General features: G+C 72.1%; 16 protein-coding genes, 2 tRNA genes and 1 other RNA gene. 4 read left to right on the top strand and 15 right to left on the bottom strand.

The genetic code is table 11. The annotated features are described in order from the left end of the window. The first annotated feature begins 3 nt into the window (after positions 1-3). The 3 genes from OG252_RS26825 to OG252_RS26815 all read left to right on the top strand — a co-directional run bounded on the left by OG252_RS26825 (position 4) and on the right by OG252_RS26815 (position 1,934). Positions 4-1,227, top strand: coding sequence for a sensor histidine kinase (locus OG252_RS26825; protein ID WP_329345199.1), 1,224 nt, complete (start codon positions 4-6; stop codon positions 1,225-1,227). Next, positions 1,224-1,838, top strand: a complete 615-nt coding sequence (locus OG252_RS26820; protein ID WP_329339287.1) for a response regulator transcription factor — start codon at positions 1,224-1,226, stop codon at positions 1,836-1,838. Before OG252_RS26825 ends, OG252_RS26820 begins: the two co-directional genes overlap by 4 nt. Positions 1,839-1,861: 23 nt before the next feature. Then, positions 1,862-1,934, top strand: a tRNA-Gly gene (locus tag OG252_RS26815). Between the two features lie 43 nt (positions 1,935-1,977). Here OG252_RS26815 and OG252_RS26810 read toward each other — a convergent pair. The 6 genes from OG252_RS26810 to ffs form a co-directional block, all read right to left on the bottom strand. After that, positions 1,978-2,877 carry a phosphoribosylaminoimidazolesuccinocarboxamide synthase gene (locus tag OG252_RS26810; RefSeq protein ID WP_329339285.1) on the bottom strand — a complete coding sequence of 300 codons (900 nt, stop codon included), beginning with the start codon at positions 2,875-2,877 and terminating at the stop codon, positions 1,978-1,980. A 109-nt stretch (positions 2,878-2,986) separates the two neighbouring features. Next, positions 2,987-4,537 carry a N,N-dimethylformamidase beta subunit family domain-containing protein gene (locus OG252_RS26805; RefSeq protein WP_329339283.1) on the bottom strand — a complete coding sequence of 517 codons (1,551 nt, stop codon included), beginning with the start codon at positions 4,535-4,537 and terminating at the stop codon, positions 2,987-2,989. 261 nt (positions 4,538-4,798) lie between these two features. After that, positions 4,799-6,793, bottom strand: a complete 1,995-nt coding sequence (locus tag OG252_RS26800; RefSeq protein ID WP_329339281.1) for a hypothetical protein — start codon at positions 6,791-6,793, stop codon at positions 4,799-4,801. Between the two features lie 351 nt (positions 6,794-7,144). Beyond that, positions 7,145-8,398 carry a phosphoribosylamine--glycine ligase gene (gene purD / locus OG252_RS26795; RefSeq protein ID WP_329339279.1) on the bottom strand — a complete coding sequence of 418 codons (1,254 nt, stop codon included), beginning with the start codon at positions 8,396-8,398 and terminating at the stop codon, positions 7,145-7,147. Positions 8,399-8,494: 96 nt separating this feature from the next. Further along, the gene (locus OG252_RS26790) at positions 8,495-10,909 is read right to left on the bottom strand and encodes a DNA polymerase III subunit gamma and tau (RefSeq protein ID WP_329339277.1); all 2,415 of its coding nucleotides are present in this window, start codon (positions 10,907-10,909) and stop codon (positions 8,495-8,497) included. Between the two features lie 59 nt (positions 10,910-10,968). Continuing rightward, an RNA gene (gene ffs, locus OG252_RS26785) (signal recognition particle sRNA small type) lies at positions 10,969-11,067 on the bottom strand. A gap of 72 nt (positions 11,068-11,139) precedes the next feature. On the opposite strand from ffs, the gene OG252_RS26780 reads away from it, so the two are divergent. After that, positions 11,140-11,227: transfer RNA gene (locus OG252_RS26780), tRNA-Ser, on the top strand. Positions 11,228-11,305: 78 nt separating this feature from the next. Here OG252_RS26780 and OG252_RS26775 read toward each other — a convergent pair. The 9 genes from OG252_RS26775 to OG252_RS26735 all read right to left on the bottom strand — a co-directional run bounded on the left by OG252_RS26775 (position 11,306) and on the right by OG252_RS26735 (position 17,377). After that, positions 11,306-12,568: a tyrosine-type recombinase/integrase gene (locus tag OG252_RS26775; RefSeq protein ID WP_329339275.1), complete on the bottom strand. Its 1,263-nt coding sequence runs from the start codon at positions 12,566-12,568 to the stop codon at positions 11,306-11,308. Positions 12,569-12,579: 11 nt separating this feature from the next. Beyond that, positions 12,580-12,813 carry an excisionase family DNA-binding protein gene (locus OG252_RS26770; RefSeq protein ID WP_329339273.1) on the bottom strand — a complete coding sequence of 78 codons (234 nt, stop codon included), beginning with the start codon at positions 12,811-12,813 and terminating at the stop codon, positions 12,580-12,582. After that, on the bottom strand, positions 12,806-14,101 hold the full coding sequence (locus OG252_RS26765) for a replication initiator (RefSeq protein WP_329345198.1): 1,296 nt from the start codon (positions 14,099-14,101) through the stop codon (positions 12,806-12,808). The genes OG252_RS26770 and OG252_RS26765 overlap by 8 nt, the downstream gene beginning before the upstream one ends. Before the next feature lie 157 nt (positions 14,102-14,258). After that, positions 14,259-14,507, bottom strand: a complete 249-nt coding sequence (locus tag OG252_RS26760; protein ID WP_329339271.1) for a SpdD protein — start codon at positions 14,505-14,507, stop codon at positions 14,259-14,261. A 25-nt stretch (positions 14,508-14,532) separates the two neighbouring features. Then, positions 14,533-14,727, bottom strand: a complete 195-nt coding sequence (locus OG252_RS26755; protein ID WP_030673585.1) for a hypothetical protein — start codon at positions 14,725-14,727, stop codon at positions 14,533-14,535. A 15-nt stretch (positions 14,728-14,742) separates the two neighbouring features. Continuing rightward, the gene (locus OG252_RS26750) at positions 14,743-14,934 is read right to left on the bottom strand and encodes a mobile element transfer protein (RefSeq protein ID WP_329339269.1); all 192 of its coding nucleotides are present in this window, start codon (positions 14,932-14,934) and stop codon (positions 14,743-14,745) included. Positions 14,935-14,945: 11 nt separating this feature from the next. Beyond that, positions 14,946-15,560: a DUF2637 domain-containing protein gene (locus OG252_RS26745; RefSeq protein WP_329339267.1), complete on the bottom strand. Its 615-nt coding sequence runs from the start codon at positions 15,558-15,560 to the stop codon at positions 14,946-14,948. A gap of 84 nt (positions 15,561-15,644) precedes the next feature. Further along, positions 15,645-17,021 (bottom strand): FtsK/SpoIIIE domain-containing protein, encoded by a 1,377-nt coding sequence (locus OG252_RS26740; protein WP_329339265.1) that lies wholly within the window; start codon positions 17,019-17,021, stop codon positions 15,645-15,647. Next, the gene (locus tag OG252_RS26735) at positions 17,021-17,377 is read right to left on the bottom strand and encodes an SCO3933 family regulatory protein (RefSeq protein ID WP_329339263.1); all 357 of its coding nucleotides are present in this window, start codon (positions 17,375-17,377) and stop codon (positions 17,021-17,023) included. The genes OG252_RS26740 and OG252_RS26735 overlap by 1 nt, the downstream gene beginning before the upstream one ends. Positions 17,378-17,397 lie beyond the last annotated feature (20 nt).

The following is a 17,397-nucleotide window of genomic DNA, read 5'->3' as shown; positions in this document are numbered from 1 at the left end:
GACATGCGGGGACCGGCAAGGTGGTGGCGGCGCAAGAGCACGCCGGCGAAGGTCGAGGCGTACACGCGGTCGTCGTTCCACTTCTTCGCGGTGCTGGAGATCGCGGCGATCGGATTCACGGGGCTGTGGCAGGCCGAGGCATGGCTCGCGCTGCTGCTGATGGTGGGCGTGCACGGGGTGATGTGCTCGGTGACCGCGTCGCGGGCGCTGGACTGGACGCGCGGTCGGCGTGAGCGGCCCGTACGGCTGCTGTGGACGCTCGGCGCGATCACCGCCGCGGTCAGCTGCGCGGCCCTGGCGATCGCGCAGTACGGGCCCGGTGGTGAAGACGTCGAGGACGCGGCGGGCGGGGTCTTCGGGGTCGTCCTGATCTTCGGCGCGGGCACGATCGCGCTCGGCGTCCGCGGCCGGCGGCAGGTGTACGCGCTCGTCGGCGGCTCCACGGCCGGCGCCGGAGCCCTGTCGCTCGCCCTGGGCGCCCCCGGCGCCGCCGCACTGGCCGCGACGGTGGCCGTGCTGTTCGGCTCCGCCGTCCTCGCCTTCACCTCCGTGTTCTCCGTCTGGCTCCTCGACGCCTTCTACGAACTCGACGAGGCCCGCGAGACCCGCGCCCGGCTCGCCGTCGCCGAGGAACGGCTGCGGTTCGGGCGCGACCTGCACGACGTGCTGGGGCGCAACCTCGCCGTGATCGCCCTCAAGAGCGAGCTGGCCGTGCAGTTGGCGCGGCGCGGGCGGGCCGAGGCCGTGGAGCAGATGATCGAGGTGCAGCGGATCGCCCAGGAGTCGCAGCGCGAGGTGCGGGACGTCGTACGCGGGTACCGGGAGGCCGACCTCGGAGTCGAACTCGCCGGTGCGCACGGGGTGTTGACGGCCGCGGGGATCCGGTGCGAGGTGACGGGCGGTGAGCCGGCCGGGCTGCCGGGCGAGGTGGAGTCGGCGCTCGCGTGGGTGGTGCGGGAGACGACGACGAACGTACTGCGGCACGGGGATGCCGGTTGGTGTGCGGTGGAGGTCCGGATCGCGGAGGGACGGGTGGTGCTGACGGTGCAGAACGACGGTGCGGCGTCGGCCCGCTCGGGTGCGGGCGGCTCGGGGCTGGCCGGGCTGCGGGAACGGCTGGCCGCGGTCGAGGGGACGCTGGAGGCGGGACAGGTCGACGGAGGGCTGTTCCGGGTGGTGGCCGAGGTGCCGTTGGTCACCACCGGTGCGAGTGAGGTCATGGCGTGACCCCTCCCGTACGCCTTCTGCTCGCCGACGACGAACACCTCATCCGGGGTGCGCTCGCCGCGCTGCTCTCGCTGGAGGACGACCTCGTCGTCGTGGCCGAGGCGGCGACCGGGCCCGAGGCGCTGGCCATGGCCCGTGCCCACGCCCCCGATGTCGCCGTCCTCGATCTGCAGATGCCCGGCGCCGACGGTGTGAAGGTCGCCACATCCCTGCGGGCCGAGCTGCCCGGCTGCCGGGTGCTGATCGTGACCGGTCACGGGCGGCCGGGGCATCTGAAGCGGGCCCTCGAGGCGGGGGTCCGGGGGTTCGTGCCGAAGACCGTCAGCGCGCAGCGGCTCGCGGAGATCATCCGCACGGTGCACGCCGGAAACCGTTACATCGATCCCGAGTTGGCCGCCGACGCCATCTCCGCCGGCGACTCGCCGCTGACCGCGCGAGAGGCGGAGGTCCTCGAGCTCGCCGCCGACGGGGCGCCCGTCGCGGAGATCGCCGAGCGGGCCGCGCTGTCGCAGGGAACCGTACGGAACTACCTGTCGTCGGCCGTCTCCAAGCTCGGGGCGGAGAACCGTCACACGGCGGTGCGGCTCGCACGCGAGCGAGGTTGGGTATAGTTGCTCTCGCGCCACGGCGCAGTGCGGACGTAGCTCAGTTGGTAGAGCGCAACCTTGCCAAGGTTGAGGTCGCCAGTTCGAACCTGGTCGTCCGCTCTGAATCGGCCCCCCGGCTCCTGCCGGGGGGCTTCTTCGTTCCCTACGACCAGCTGGTGCCCGTCAGACGCTCGTACGCCTCCACGTACTTGGCGCGGGTCGCGGTCACGACCTGCTCGGGCAGCGGCGGCGGGGGCTGCTCGCTCTTGCGGTCCCAGCCGGACTCCGGCGAGGTGAGCCAGTCGCGGACGTACTGCTTGTCGTACGACGGCTGCGCGCGGCCCGGCTGCCACTGGTCGGCCGGCCAGAAGCGGGAGGAGTCCGGGGTGAGGACCTCGTCCGCGAGGACCAGGTCCTCCCCCTCGAAGCCGAACTCGAACTTGGTGTCCGCGAGGATGATCCCCCGGTCCCGGGCGATGTCACGGCCCCGCGTGTAGACGGCGAGGGTGGCCTGGCGCAGCCGGGCGGCGGTGTCGGCGCCGACCTGGCGGGCGACCTCCTCGTAGGAGACGTTCTCGTCGTGCTCGCCGACCTCGGCCTTGGTGGCCGGGGTGAAGATCGGGGCGGGCAGTTCCGAGCCGTCGACCAGGCCTTCGGGCAGGGCGAGGCCGCAGACCGTACGGGACTCCTGGTACTCCACCAGGCCCGAGCCGGTGAGGTAGCCGCGGGCCACGGCCTCCACCGGGACCATCTGGAGGGACTTGCAGACCAGGGTGCGGCCGGCCCAGTCGGCGGGGGCGCCGGCCGGCAGGTCCGTGCTCAGCACGTGGTTGGGGACCAGGTCGGCGAGCTGGTCGAACCACCACAGGGAGAGCTGGGTGAGCACGCGCCCCTTGTCGGGGATCTCGGTCGGCAGCACCCAGTCGAAGGCGGAGATGCGGTCGCTGGCGACCATCACGAGGTCGCCCGCCTCGTTCTGGTACAGCTCGCGCACCTTGCCGGTGTGGAGGTGGACCAGGCCCGGAACCTGGAGCGGCTCGGGCTTTTCTACGAATCCGGACACGGTTCCTCCCCGTGGTGATGTCCAAGTGGCTCGATTCTCCCGTATGGCGAGGATCGGTCTTGGTCCGGGGTGTGTGGAGCGGGCATCGGCCGCGGTGGCGCGGTCCGGTTCAGTCGCGTTTGCAGATGCGGTCCAGAAGGTTTGCGGTGGCTCGCTGGACTACGGGGTCGACGTGGCCCGGGCGGTCCAGGGACGGTGACCACGCGAACGTCCCGGATGCGAAGATCAGGGCGCCGGAGGGGGCGCGGTAGAGGGAGGTCTCCTGATGGCGGAGGACTCCCTCGCTGTCGGCGTACGGGGAGTGGGCGAGCAGGATGCGGTCGTCGTGCTCGGGCAGCGGGGTGCGCGGGAAGTAGCGGTCGGCCTCGCCCGCGACCAGGCCCTCGATCTCGTCGCCCTCGTGCGCGCCCGTCGCCTCCCACATCCAGTGGTCGGCGTTGCGCACGATCAGGGGGTGGGGCTCGGGGACGCGGCCGGCGTACTGGATGCCGACCAGCTGCTGCTCGGGGCGGTCGATCTCGCGCCACAGCACGGGTTTGCCCGGCCCCCGGCGCTTTCGGCAGGTGAGCAGGCGGTCCGGGACGCCGGACGGGGACGGGCCCAACTCCACCTGCCAGTACATGGTGTTGGCCGACAGGAAGACCAGGCTCGTGCCATGCTCGCGGGCGCGTTCCACGGTGCGGCGCATGTTCGTCGACCAGTACTCGTCGTGGCCCGGGAAGACCAGGCCGCGGTAACGGGTGGGGTCGACGTGGCCGGCGTGCAGGTCACGGGCGTCGGCGTAGGCGAGGTCGTAGCCGTAGCGCTCGGCCCAGCGGATGAAGTCGTAGGCGTGGCCCACGTGGAGGGGGAGGCCGGCGCCCGCGTACGGGCGGTCGAAGGAGATGGTCGTCGCGGCGTCGGCCTCGCCGAGCAGCCGGCCGTTCTCGTCCCAGGCGTGGTAGAGGCTGGCGCCGGTACGGCCGTCCTCCGGATAGAGGTTGTACGCCTGCCAGGTGATGTCGGGCAGCAGGAGCAGCAGGTCGGCCGGGTGGTTGTCGCGGACGGTGAACGGGACGTGGGAGCGGTAGCCGTCGGCGGTGGTGAGGACGGCGACGTACGCGCCGATGCTCCAATGGCTCGGGATCTGCAGACGCCAGGACAGCCACCAGTGGTGGCAGGAGACCGTACGGTCCGCGGTCAGCGGCGGGGGCTGGACGATGCCCGACAGACGGGGGCTGGTGGTGATCTTCGCGGCGCCGTCACCGCCGTAGTGGCCGATGCGGTAGACGTCGACGGCGAACTCCTGGGGCGGGTCGACCGTGATGTGGAAGTCGACGGCCTCGCCGGGGGCCGCCGCGCCGGTGGAGACGAAGCCCTTGATCTGCCGGTGGACGTCGTCGGCGGAGCGGGGGCCCGAGGCGGTTCGGGGGGCGGGGACCCTGGGGGCGCCGGCCTTCGGGCTGTGGGTGCTGGTGGCGTTGTGAGTGTTGTGGGTGCTGTGGGTGCTGTGGGTGCTGTGGGCCGGGTCCGCGTCCACGTACCAGGGGACGACCTGGCCGGTGTCGCCGAAGTACGTCTCGGTGCCGCGCAGCCAGGGGACCGGGCCCTGGCCGAAGGGGTCCGTCACGGCGTGCGCGAGTGCTCCCGACTCCCAGCGGCGGATCTGCTCCGACCTCATGGTGGCTCCCCTCCCTCACGCCCCCGTACGCCTGTGCCTGTGCCTGTGCCTGTGCCTGTGCCTGTGCCTGCGCCTGTGCCTGCGCCTGCGCCGTGCCTGTGCCTGTGCCTGCGCCGTGCCTGTCCTGTGGCGTAAGCCCTTGCCATGTGCTCGATCGGTCCCAGCACATCACATTACGCACCCAGGCGGTCACTATTCGTTGCGAATTGGCCGTAAGTGGAATCAGGGGCTCCGGTACACCGGCTCACCGGCAGGTGACCGTCAGACGAGGCGGACCGGTTTCTCCGGGCGTATCCCCGACTTGACCAGCCACGCCTGCAGCGGGGCCGGGTCGCCGTCCTCCACCAGGCTGAGCACGCGGGGGGCCAGGTCGGCCGCCCGTTCGCCGTTGACCATGAGGGACGGGCCGTCGAGCCAGTCGAGGCCCGGGGTCGCGCCGGCGGTGTCCATCGCGGCGCAGCACACCATCGCGGTGACGTGGTCGGTGAGCAGTTCGCGGGCGGTGCGGGGTGGCTGCAGGGGGAAGAGGGGCAGCATGCCGTCGTCCCAGAGGGCGGTGTCGGGGCCGGTACCGCTGCCGGTGCCGGTGCCGCTGGCCTGGCCGGGTGGGGGTGGGGGTGGGCCGGTCGGGGATGTGGTTCCGGGTGCGGATGCCTCTTCGCGGGCGATTTCGGCGCTCAGGCGGGCGGCGAGGGCGGTGGCGTTCTCGGTGCCGGGGGTGGGGTCGTCGTCGAGGGCGTCGAGGGCGTCTGCCGGGTCATCTGCGGGGCTGGGGGTGACGGTGTCGGCGTCCGGGGTGGGAGTGGCCTCGGCGTCGGGGCTTGTGTCGGTGTCGGTGTCGGTGTCGGTGTCGGTGTCGGCGTTCGTGGCGGGGGCGGCCTCGGTGTGGCTGCCGCTGCTGTCGATGTCGCTGCTGTCGATGTCGCTGCTGCTGTCGGCCTGGGAGTCGTCGGTCCGGGGTGTCGTCCGGGTCACCGGGTCGGTCAGGTGGGCCAGGACGCGGGCCAGGGTCGGGCCGTCGGGGTCGGGTGAGGTGGGGTCGGGGGCGCGGCGGACGCCCAGGGCGTCCAGGACACGGTGGAGACGGGCCGCGTCGGTGCGCCACTTGCGGTCGACGACCTCGTCCGGGTACTCCTGCCAGTCCACCGGGGCCCAGTCCCGGCCCGGCTCGGCGGGGCCGCCGTGGAAGAGGCGGGCGGCGAGCAGCGAGGTCGCCTCGTCGATCGCGCCGGGCTCTTCGAGCAGGTCGCAGGCGGGGCGCTCGCCCAGCCGGGAGGCGAAGCCCTCGGCCAGCCGGTCGCGCCGGGACAGCTCGGTGAGGGCCGCGACGACCCCCGCGTCCAGCCGGGAGGGCCAGCGGCCCATCCGCCAGGCGGGCAGCGCGACCCGGGTCAGCAGCCGGTCCCAGCCGGCGTACGCGAGGCCCACCTGTTCCTGGGCGACGATCCTGAGGCCGTAATCCACAGCCTGTGCACGCTCGGCCGCCGCGGCGGCGACCCCGCGCTCCATCTCGGCGGCATGGCCGCGACAGCTGCGCAGCAGCAGCCGGGCGACCCAGCCGATGCCCGCGAGCACCGGGCGGATGAGGACGCTGCGGCCGGGCGCCGAGGTGACGGCCACCGCCGCGTCCAGCCCCCGTACGAAGCGGCGGGCCGCGGCTATGTCCGGGTGCGCCGAAGGTCCCGTACCGGCGACGACCGGGGCGAGGACGGCGCGCAGCTCGCCGACGCGCATCCACCACAGGAACGGGGAGCCGATGACGAGGACGGGCGTGGCGGCGGCACGGCGGTGGGAGCCGCGGACGCCCGCTATCTCGTCGTGGTCCTCGCGCGGGGGCGGGCCGTGGGCCGGGTGGGTCCGGTCCTCCAGCCAGCTGTCGCAGTCCGGGGTGAGCGCTATGGCGGAGGGTGCCGGGACGTCCAGGCGGTCGGCGAGGTCGCGCACCATGCGGTAGAGGTCGGGGGCCGACTCCTCGGCGATCGGGACCGTCGGGCTGACGGCGGGCCGGGAGCGGGCGACGACCAGGGCGATACCGCCGGCCGCGAGCAGTGTGAGGACGGCGACCACGGACATCGTCCACCGCGCGGCGTCCCAGCCGGGGCCCACGAGATGGTCCGTCGAGCCGCCGGCGAGCAGCACGACGGCGACGGCCGCGGGCAGCAGCGCGACGGCCAGTGCCCGGCTGCGTATGCGCAGCACGGCCAGGGCTCGGGACCGCGCGGACTGTGCTCCCGCCTCCACACCCATACCGGTCATGACCGGACCTCGCCCCCTCCCTGCCGTCCTGCCCGCCCGGCTCTCTGCCCGGCTCTCCTGGCGTTGCTCACTCCCCCACTGTGGCACCGCCCACTGACATCGCAATGCCGGTGGGCCAAGTGCCGGACCGCTTGCGCCGCACCCTAGTTGGGGCCCCGGCCCTCGTCAGCCGGATGGGGCATCGGTCACTCGATGGAATGGCCTTGGGGAAAGGTGGATGACGGACAGCAACGATCAGGCCCCGGATCGTGAGACGGATCCGGGGCCTGCGAGGTTCATCGATGTCTGGGTATTTCCGCCGGTCCGCGGCGAGGTTCTCAGACGGTCCGCGCCAGTGTTGTCACCCTGTTGTCACGCTCCGGACGCCGCCTTCGCCGCGATGTCCGTGCGGTGCTGGGAGCCGTCGAGGTTGACGCGGGCGAGGGCCCGGTAGGCGCGGTCACGGGCCTCGGTGAGGTCCTCGCCGACCGCTGTGACGGACAGGACGCGGCCGCCCGCGCTGACGACGGCGTCACCATCGCGCCTGGTGCCCGCGTGCAGGACGTACGCGTGCGGGGCGTCCTGGGCAGCCACCTCGTCCAGGCCGGTGATCGGGTCGCCGGTGCGCGGGGTGCCGGGGTAGTTGTGCGAGGCGACGACGACGGTGACCGCGGCCTCGTCGCTCCAGCGCAGGGGCGGCAGGTCGGCGAGGTTGCCCGTGGCGGCGGCCATCAGGATGCCGGCCAGCGGGGTCTTCAGCCGGGCGAGGACGACCTGGGTCTCGGGGTCGCCGAAGCGGGCGTTGAACTCGATGACCCGGACGCCACGACTGGTGATCGCCAGACCGGCGTACAGCAGGCCGGAGAAGGGAGTGCCGCGGCGGCGCATCTCGTCGACGGTCGGCTGCAGGACGGTCTGCATGACCTCGTCCACCAGCTTCGGGTCGGCCCAGGGCAGCGGGGAGTACGCGCCCATGCCGCCGGTGTTGGGGCCCTCGTCGCCGTCCAGTGCGCGCTTGAAGTCCTGGGCGGGCTGGAGGGGCAGGACCGTGTCGCCGTCGGTGATGGCGAAGAGGGAGACCTCGGGGCCGTCGAGGAACTCCTCGATGACGACCCGCTCGCAGGCGTTGGCGTGCGCCTTGGCCGCATCGAGGTCGTCGGTCACCACGACGCCCTTGCCGGCGGCGAGCCCGTCGTCCTTGACGACGTACGGGGTACCGAAGGCGTCGAGGGCTTCGGCGGCCTCGGCCGGGGTCGTACAGACGTACGACCGCGCGGTGGGTACCTCCGCTCCCGCCATGACTGCCTTGGCGAAGGCCTTCGAGCCCTCGAGCTGCGCGGCCTCCTTGGAGGGGCCGAAGACGGGGATGCCCGCCTCGCGTACGGCGTCGGCGACCCCGGCGACGAGCGGCGCCTCCGGGCCTACGACGACCAGGTCGGCGCCCAGCTCCACGGCCAGCGCGGACACGGCCGCGCCGTCGAGGGCGTCGACCTGGTGCAGTTCGGCGACCTCGGCGATGCCGGCGTTGCCGGGAGCGCAGTAGAGCGCGCTGACGTCGGGGTCTAGGGACAGAGAACGGCACAGGGCGTGTTCGCGGGCACCGCTGCCGATGACGAGGACCTTCACGGGGGTCAGCCTAACCGGGTTTTGTGCGGGGTTCCGAAGGGGTGGAGGGAGGTGAGCTGTGGGTTCCTCCAAGGCGTGGCCCGGCGTGGTCCGGTGCTATTCGTTCGAGAACTCCTCCACCACCGTGGCTCCCAGCTCTCTCACGATGAGTTCGTGGCCGGAGAGGGCCGACTCGTCGAGGTCGGGATCGTCGTCCTCCGGAGTGTCGTCCTCGGGGGAGACCGGGGTCGGTTCCGGGGCGGACCGCTGGGGGGCGGGGCGGGATGAGGACGCCTGGGCCTGCGCCGAAGTGTTCGGCGCGGGTGCGGCGGACGAGGGCTGGGGGGATGCCGGGCGCGGAGGGGTCGTAGCGCCACCGCCGCTGCCGTAGCCGCCGCCCGTTCCGCCCTGGCCGGCGCCGCCTCCAGCGCCGTAGCCGCCGTTGGAGCCGGTCGGGCCGCCGCCGGTGGCCGGGGGTGCCGAGCCGCCCGACGGGTCGATGATCGCCTCGATCTTCCACTGCACGTTGAACTGCTCGGCCAGCGCCTGCTTCAGCACGTCTTCGCTGCCGCTGCCGGAGAAGTTGTCCCGCGCGCCGGCGTTGACGAAGCCGAGCTGGAGGGTGGTGCCGTCGAAACCGGTCACCTGCGCGTTCTGGCTGAGCAGGATCCAGGTGAACCGGCGGCGGTTCTTGACGGCCTCCAGGATGTTCGGCCAGAGCGTGCGCGGGTCGAGGCCACCGGTGGGAGGCGCGTAGTCGGGGGCCGGAGCGGGGGTCGCCGCCGGCGGTGCGGGGGTGGAAGGGGCGGCGGGTGCGGGTGCCGGCGTGGGCGCGGGCGCGGGTGTGCTCGGGGCGGAGGCCGGGGGATGTCCGCCGCCGGCGGGGGTCGCCGTGGGCCAGCCGCCGGGGCGTCGACCGCCACCGGCGGGGGCGGCGGTGGGCCAGGCGCCGGGGGCGGGGGACGTGGGGGCGGGGGCGGGGGTGGGTGCCGATGGGGGCGCCTGGGCCGCTTGCTCCTGCTGAGCCTGAGGCTGAGGCGGCTGCTGCTGGGTGTGGTCGGGGGCTGCCGGGCGGGCGACGGGAGCGGCAGCGGGCGCAGGTCCTGCGGCGGCGGGTACCGGTCCTCCGGCCACGGGTGCCGGTCCTCCGGCGACGGGTGCCGCCTGCTCAGAGGGCATGCCCGGCGCGGCAGCGCCCGCGCCCGCCGGTGCCCCGGAAGCCCGTACCGCAGCGCGAGCCGCGGCCGCGCCGCCCCCCGGGGGAACCGGCGCGGCCGCCACCGCTCCACCCTGCCCCTGCCCCTGCCCCTGGGCGTGCGCGTCGGGGCCGGGGACGTAGCCCATGGCCGGAGCTCCGCCCCCCGCGGAGAAGTTCACGCCACGCTCGATGCGGTCCAGGCGGGCCATGACCGACCGCTCGTCGCCGTACGCGGCGGGCAGCAGCACGCGCGCGCAGATGAGTTCGAGCTGGAGGCGGGGGGAGGTGGCGCCGCGCATCTCGGTCAGCCCCGCGTTGACCAGGTCGGCGGCGCGGGTCAGCTCGGCGGCGCCGAAGGTGCCGGCCTGGGCCTGCATCCGCTCGATGACGTCGGCGGGGGCGTCGATGAGGCCCTTCTCCGCGGCGTCCGGCACGGCGGCGAGGATCACCAGGTCCCGCAGCCGCTCCAGCAGGTCGGCGACGAACCGCCGGGGGTCGTTGCCCCCCTCGATGACATGGTCGACGACCTCGAAGGCGGCGGCACCGTCCCCGGTCGCGAAAGCCTCGACGACGGAGTCGAGGAGCGACAGGTCCGTGTAGCCGAGCAGGGAGGTCGCCATGGCATACGTCACACCGTCTGCCGCCGCACCGGCGAGCAGCTGGTCCATGACGGACATCGAGTCACGCACGGACCCGGCACCGGCCCGCACGACGAGCGGCAGCACCCCGTCCTCGACGGGGATCCCCTCCCGCCCGCACACCTCGGCCAGGTACTCGCGCAGCGTCCCGGGCGGCACGAGCCGGAACGGATAGTGGTGCGTCCGGGACCGAATGGTCCCGATGACCTTCTCGGGCTCGGTGGTGGCGAAGATGAACTTCAGATGCTCCGGCGGCTCCTCGACGACCTTGAGGAGCGCGTTGAAGCCGGCCGACGTGACCATGTGGGCCTCGTCGATGATGTAGATCTTGTAACGACTGCCCGCGGGCCCGAAGAAGGCCTTCTCCCGGAGATCACGGGCGTCGTCCACACCGCCGTGCGAAGCGGCGTCGATCTCGATGACGTCGATCGAGCCCGGGCCGTTCCTCGCGAGGTCCTGGCAGGACTGGCACTCCCCGCACGGGGTCGGCGTCGGCCCCTTCTCGCAGTTCAGGCACCTGGCCAGGATCCGCGCACTGGTCGTCTTGCCGCACCCGCGCGGACCGCTGAACAGGTACGCGTGATTGACCCGGTTGTTCCGCAGCGCCTGCTGCAGCGGGTCGGTGACATGCTCCTGCCCGATGACCTCGGCGAACGACTCCGGGCGATAGCGGCGGTACAACGCGAGAGACGACACGCATACGAGGTTATAGGCGCCCACTGACATCGGGCCCCGCCCGCAGGTCTCACCCCGGCAACGCAAGCGCCCCCCACGCACCCGCCAGAGCCAACCTACCCTTGCTGCCTTCCGGCCCTGGGGGAGTTCAGTCAGATAGCGCCGCGTGAGGGGCTGCGCCAACAGTACCCGATGCCGGCCAGCGGGAACGAGTTCGCGAGCACTCCTCAACGTCTTGTATTGTTTGCGGCGGAGGATTCGCCTAGTGGCCTAGGGCGCACGCTTGGAAAGCGTGTTGGGGGCAACCCCTCACGAGTTCGAATCTCGTATCCTCCGCCAGTGCCTCACCGGGCACGACTCGAAGGGCCCCACCGTTCGCGGTGGGGCCCTTCGACGTTGTCCGTCTCAGTTTCCGTCTCAGTTGGTTTCTTCCTGGCCGTCGGCGCCGGTGCCGGGCGGCACCCAGAGCACGTCTCCGACTTGCTGGGCGACCTTGCGGAGCATGGTCCCGGTCACGTGCATGTACCGAGCGCGCATCCGAGCCGCTCCCCCGGGCTCCCAACCCATGATCGAGTCGATGACGACGTCCGGGACGCCGAGGATCAGGAGCACGGTCGCGGCGGTGTGGCGAGCGTCATGAAGACGGCCGTTCCGGACGTCGGCATCCCGAAGTAGTCGCTTCCAGGTGTGGAAGTCGGTGTTCGGACTCAGCGGCCCGCCGATCGGCGACGCGAAGACGTACCCCTTGCCCTCCCAGTCCGCACCGGCCGCGATCCGCTCCCGCTCCTGGGCTTCCTGGTGCTGGCGGAGAATCTTGATCAGCGGATCGGGCAGGCCGATGGTGCGTCGTCCCGCGCGGGACTTGGTGGACTTGTGCTCACGCCGGGTCTGCTCCTTCTTGGGGCAGTAGCCCGCCTTCCGGCCACACGGGTTGGCACCGCAGCCGTGCGCGTACTTGGGGCGCAGCCGGTTCTTACGGATGCGGACGTACCCGGCGGTGAGGTCGACGTCTTCCCAGTGCAGGCCGAGCGCCTCACCTTGCCGGAGGCCGAGCGCCAGGGCGACGACCCAACGCGCACTGTTGCGGAGCTTGGCCGCTTCGACGAGAAGGCTCTGCACCTCTTCGATCGTGTAGGGCTCGATGTCCTCTTCTTCGAGGCGGGGAGCCTTGGCGATCTCTGCCGCGTTGGTGACGACGTGCCCGCGTCGCACGGCCTCACCGAGGGCGACCCGGATCGTCCGGTGAGCGTGGTGGGCGGTGCCGGCGGAGCTGCCGGACGCCTGCATCTTCCGGTAGAAGCGTTCGAGGTGCTCCGGCTCCAGGCGGTCGAGCTTGTGAGCGCCCAGGCCGGGGACGAGATGAACGCGTACGTCGACCTCGTACCCGGCGTACGTGTTTTCGGAGACGTACGGCTGGGCGATGTTCTCGACCCAGTGCTCAAGCCAGCTCTGGACGGTCCAGCCCTTGCCCGGCTTCCGCAGCTTCTTGTCGTCGCGGGCCCGCTCCATCTCACGGACGGCCTTGGTCACCTCGGCTTTTGTCTTCCGCTCGACGTGACGGCGGTCGGGCTTGCCGTCATCACGGACGCCTACGGTCACCCGGCCGTGCCACTTTCCGTCCTTGCCGAGGTAGATGGACGAGGCCCCGTTGGGCTGTCGGGTGCGCTTGTTCTCTGGCATGCCCGTCCTCCTCAGGCCGCTTGGGCGGGTCGGTGGCGCAGCTTGGCCACGTACGCGGGGATGGCATCGGCGGGGACCCTGCGCAGCCGCCCGACCGTCACCGACTCGATCTCTCCGGCCAGCACGAGCCGGAAGCACGTCGTACGGCCGATACGGAGCCGCCGGGCCGCTTCCTCGACAGTCAGGAGGGCCAAGGAGGGGTCGAAGGGGTCCAGCTCAGTGGCAGTGGCCTGAGCCTCAGACATGGGTCGGTTCTCCTTCCGTTCCGGGGGCGGGTTCGAGCGACGCGGCAAGCCAGGCTTCGGCGTCCGAGAGGCCGGTTCCGGCGAAGACCCAGTGCGCGAGGACGTACGTCGTCTCGGGCTCGGGGTCCTTCGGGGCGGCGGCTTGGGCCCGGCGCCAGTCGGCGCGGGCGGCGCGGAGAGCGCCGAGGGTGGTGGAGTAGCGGCGGGACTTGGTGGAGAAGTGGCCGCGGAAGCCGAGCATGTGGGCCCAGGCGCGCAGGCGGAGGTGTTCGAGGTCCTTGCGTGCGCCGAGGGTCCAGGCCGTTCGGATCAGGCGGCGGGCGTGGTCGCTGATGTCGAGCTGGGCCAGTTCGGCGAGAAACTTCAGCGGACGGTCTAGAGCTCCCGTGGCCGTCTCGGCGCCTTTGGTCGCGTACTTGGCGATGTAGGCGGCGACGGCCCGCTCGGTGAGTTCCTGGCCGCCCTCGAAGTCGGCGCTGCGGATGGTGCGTACGTCGAGCTGGCGGCCGAAGGTGAAGACGTGTGGGCGGCCGTCGATGACCGGTCCGTCTATGCGGACGTGGGCGGCTGCGGTGCGAATGGCGTCGGTAAGCAGCTCTGCCGTCGCCCAGGCCGGAGGCGGGGTGTCGCCGCCCTCAGGGCCGTCGATGCGGATGACGGCGTGGAAGTGGACGGCGCCGCGCTTCTGGTACTCGGCGACCTTGGCGAAGGACACCCGGGCGTACTGGCGGAAGGCCCGCTGAGTGAGCCCGGCCCGCTTGGCGACCTCGCGGCGCAGGTAGGTCGAGAAGCGGCGCCAGAGCGGTCCGGCATGGGCGTTCCAGAGGACGGCGGCGTCGTAGTCGTACGTGTCCGGGTCGAGCGGGGTGCCGAGTGTGTCGTCGTCCTGGTCGTGGAGGGTGCCGCAGCGGCAGCGGCGGACTGAACCGGCCGGGCCGGTGGGGCGGTTGTGGACCGGGCCGAAGCTGGGTGCGGTGAAGGTGGCGAAGACGCGCGGGTGGGCGGCGACGCGTTCCGGGGTGCCCTTGCCGCCGCGCAGGCCGGAGGTGATCAGGTGGAAGGTGTCGCGACGGTAGACCTCGGAGCAGGCCGCGCAGCGGGTCGTACGTCGGTTGTTGCAGCGCACGAGGAGGTGGCCGGCAGGGAGGTCGGAGGAGTCGAGTCGGTGGAGGACGTTGCCTATCTCGCCGGTGCGGGTGTCGACGTCGTACTCGGTGCGGTGGCCGTCGAGGCGGATGGGGTTGGTGCAGCCTCCGAGTCCGGAGAGCTGGCGGAGGATACCGGGCAGGGTGCCGTGCGAGGCGAGTTTGGCGAGTTCCGGGAGTGGGGCCGGGGTGGTGCGGGTCAGGATGGCTCTCTCCTTCTGACTGGCTCGGTCAGGAGTGACGGACTCCCGGGGCGGCGGATGCTTGGTCGTGTCGAGCCGCCCCGGGAGCCGGACGCGTTCAGCGCCGGTGGTGGTCGCGGAGCATGGAGCGCAGGACTACGGCGGCGACGGCGACGGAGATGGCCGTGACAGCGACGGCGGCCAGGAGGGCGGTCAGTACGACGCCGCCGACGATCACGGTCGCTATCGCGCCGGTGCTGATGGAGACCTGAGGGAACGGCGTGTGCTGTGCCGGGGCCGGGTCGGCCGGGGCGTGGGTGTGCGCGGGCGGCGGGGTGGGGCTGTCGGGGTACCGGGGCAGGAACACGGAAGATCTCTCCTTATCTACTCGTCTAGTCGTGTGAGCCGTTTATGACGTCCACGCCGGAGCGCGTGCCGGACTCAATGGCCGGGGCCATGAAGGTGTGCGAGAGCCAGAAGCCGAAGAGGGCGACCAGGACGACGATCCACGTGCGGACGCCGAGGAACTTGACCGCTCCCCAGGCGAAGAAGCCGAGGACGAGGACGAGCGGCAGGCTGACGGTCACGGTGTGCGGGTCCTTTCAGCGGACGGGGCAGCGGTGTGTGCGGGCGGCGAGTTCGGCGGCGGCGCGGCTGTCGTAGTCGCAGGAGAAGCCGCAGCGCGGGGCGGTGCAGGCGGCGGTGTGCTTCTCGCGGCCGCGACCGTCGTAGGACGTGCCGACCTGGACGGGGCCGATGCGGGTGACGTTGCGGAAGCGGCGGTTGGCGGTCATCCAGACTCCTTTCAGAGGTGGGCGGCGATGGCGTCAGCCATGGGCGCGGGGACGCCGAGCCGGGCGCGCAGGGTGGGAGTGTCGATGGGTGTGCCGGTGCGGGTGTGGTGTTCGGCGGCGACCTTGCGGGCGTGCTCGACGAGCGCGGTCGGGACCGATACAGGCGAGGCCGGGGGCGGATTCAGGTCCTGCTCAGCAGGAGGCTCGGGCGCGGGATCATCGGCGTCCTCCTCCTGGTCCGCCGGTGGTTTCTCGGTGGGGGCGGGTGCCGAGTGCGCGAGCAGCGTGCCGCCGAGGAAGGCGACCGCAGGCCAGCCCGCGACGAGGATGCGCAGCCAGGCCGGCACTGCGTTCAGGTCGAGGAGTCCGGCGGTGGCGACGTTCGCGCCGAGGGAGGCTGCGAGTGCGATGACGAACCAGCACCACCCGGAGGCTTTCGCGTCGCCGGTCCGCAGTCGGCGCCAGGCGGCGACGAGCAGCAGGTCGACCGAGATCGGGTAGGCCCACGCTTTCCACCCGTCCTGTCCGGCCGCCGAAGCGACATCGTGCAGGTGGGCGAAGGACAGGGCGGCGGCGATGACGGCCTGGACGAGCACCGCATCGATACGGGCCAGTTGGGCGCGCATGTGCGGCTCCTTCCGGATTCAGGCATGGCAGGGGTAGGGACGTGGCGCGAGGCGGTCGCGCCGACCGGAGGAAGGGACGGCGGCTCAGTCGGTCACGGGGCGCGGGTGGACGACCGGCGCCGGAGAGTCGACCTGCCATACAGGGACATCGGGCCGGAAGGGCTTGAGCCCAGGCAGGTTCGGCGTCAGGTCGGCCGATTCCTGGCAGATCCCAGCGGCGTCGCCGAGGGAGAGGTAGGGCGTGCGGATGCGGGACCAGCCGCCGGAGGTGTCACCGGCAACGGCGAGGCCGGGACGTTCGGGTGCGATGGCGCAGGCGGCGGAGACCGCTTCGGGGGCGATGTCGCCGAGTGCCATCTTGGCGGAGGCTTCGTCGTTGACGCGGTGGCAGACACGGCCGGTGAGCTGGGCCCGGAGCATGGTGGCGCCCTTGCCGAGTTCGGCGCCGAAACGCTGTCCGCAGACCTCCAGGTAGATGCCGGCCGCGCGGCCGAGCTGGGCGAGGCGGATGAGCTGGGTGACCATCTCGTCCCGGCGCTCTTCCTCCTTCTTCGTGGCGACGAGGAAGAGTTCGGCCACCTCGTCGACGAACAGCACGACGGGAACCGGGCGTTCGTCCTCGGGCAGGCCCCAGATGTCGGAGGTGATCTCCTCGTCCGGCGTGGTCGGTGCGATGCCCTGCCGGGCCTTGATCAGGTCGTATCGGGCCTCCATTTCCTTGATGAGTACGGGCAGCAGTTCGGCAGCCTGCTCGGGGTCGGTGGCCAGCGCCGACAGTCGTGGAGCGAAGGGCGCTAGCTCCACGCCGCGCTTGCAGTCGATGCCGACCAGGGCGACGGGCTGTCGGGCGAGTCCGGCCACGAGATGCCGCAGGTACATGGACTTGCCCGACAGCGTCGCGCCGAGGGTGAGACCGTGCGGCACGGTCCGGTAGTCGCGTACGAACGGAGTGGCGTCCTCCCGCAGCGCCACCGGGACCTTGAGGAACCCGTCCGCAGCCTTGCGCGGCATCCGGACCTTGCGCAGCACGTCGAAGCCGACGAGCCGCAGTTCGACGACACCGGGCTTGATGGTGGTGACGTAGACGGCGTGAACTCCCCAGGCGTGCCGCAGCCGTTCGGCGGAGGCGGCGACGTCGGCGGGTTCCTGGCCCGGGGCGAGCCGCAGCCGAAGCCGCAGTCCGGTCGAGGTGGGGCGAATGATCCCGCGCCGAGGCGGGATGGGCCGGACGTCCCGTCGGGTGGTGGCCTTGACCGCCAGGACCCGTAGCCGGGATGGAGCTACGGTCAGGCCGCAGGCTTCCATGACCGAGCTGTACGAGCTGAGCAGCCGGGCCGTGGATATCGGCAGGCCGACCGTGGACCAGTAGACCCCGGGGTGGTTGGCCCGGGCGTAGGCAGCCCCGCCGCCGAGCGCGGCGACAGGACCACCCACCTCCAGAAGCGTTGCCAGGTCGGTCATCAGGCCGAGGCCCCCATCGTGGCCGGGAATGCGGCCGGAGTGACGGCGGCGGCGCGGAAGGCGATGCCGTGACGCTGCTGACCGTTGAACACGCTTTCCCACGGCCGGGCAACCAGCCCCGGCACCGAGACCGGAGCGCCGAGCGCGAGCCCCTCAGACACGCCGCTCTCCGGAACGGTCACCTTGATCAGGGACGACTCCCCCTCCTCGATGTAGACGACGCCGATCGTCATCAGCGCCTCGCCGCTGACGGCGTCCTTGGCGATCTCGCCGGTCTGCCGGTCACGGACCTTGGGCTCAGGCGCCTCGGTCAGCAGGATCGTTGCAGCCGAGGTCTCCACACGGATGGTGCGCAAGGTTCTTTCCCCATCTACTC

Origin of the sequence: Streptomyces sp. NBC_01352 (assembly GCF_036237295.1) — a bacterium.
GTDB classification, from domain to species: domain Bacteria; phylum Actinomycetota; class Actinomycetes; order Streptomycetales; family Streptomycetaceae; genus Streptomyces; species Streptomyces plumbiresistens.
The sequence above is the reverse complement of the archived record's forward strand: the minus strand, read 5'-3'. Positions and strand labels throughout refer to the sequence as shown.

Bases quoted from the DNA above. Each gene is read 5' to 3' on its own strand.
- OG252_RS26825 (WP_329345199.1), top strand. From the start codon at position 4: ATGCGGGGACCGGCAAGGTGGTGGCGGCGCAAGAGCACGCCGGCGAAG.
- OG252_RS26805 (WP_329339283.1), bottom strand. From the start codon at position 4,537: ATGAGGTCGGAGCAGATCCGCCGCTGGGAGTCGGGAGCACTCGCGCAC.
- OG252_RS26800 (WP_329339281.1), bottom strand. From the start codon at position 6,793: ATGACCGGTATGGGTGTGGAGGCGGGAGCACAGTCCGCGCGGTCCCGA.
- OG252_RS26775 (WP_329339275.1), bottom strand. From the start codon at position 12,568: ATGCCAGAGAACAAGCGCACCCGACAGCCCAACGGGGCCTCGTCCATC.
- OG252_RS26770 (WP_329339273.1), bottom strand. From the start codon at position 12,813: ATGTCTGAGGCTCAGGCCACTGCCACTGAGCTGGACCCCTTCGACCCC.
- OG252_RS26750 (WP_329339269.1), bottom strand. From the start codon at position 14,934: ATGACCGCCAACCGCCGCTTCCGCAACGTCACCCGCATCGGCCCCGTC.
- OG252_RS26745 (WP_329339267.1), bottom strand. From the start codon at position 15,560: ATGCGCGCCCAACTGGCCCGTATCGATGCGGTGCTCGTCCAGGCCGTC.
- OG252_RS26740 (WP_329339265.1), bottom strand. From the start codon at position 17,021: ATGACCGACCTGGCAACGCTTCTGGAGGTGGGTGGTCCTGTCGCCGCG.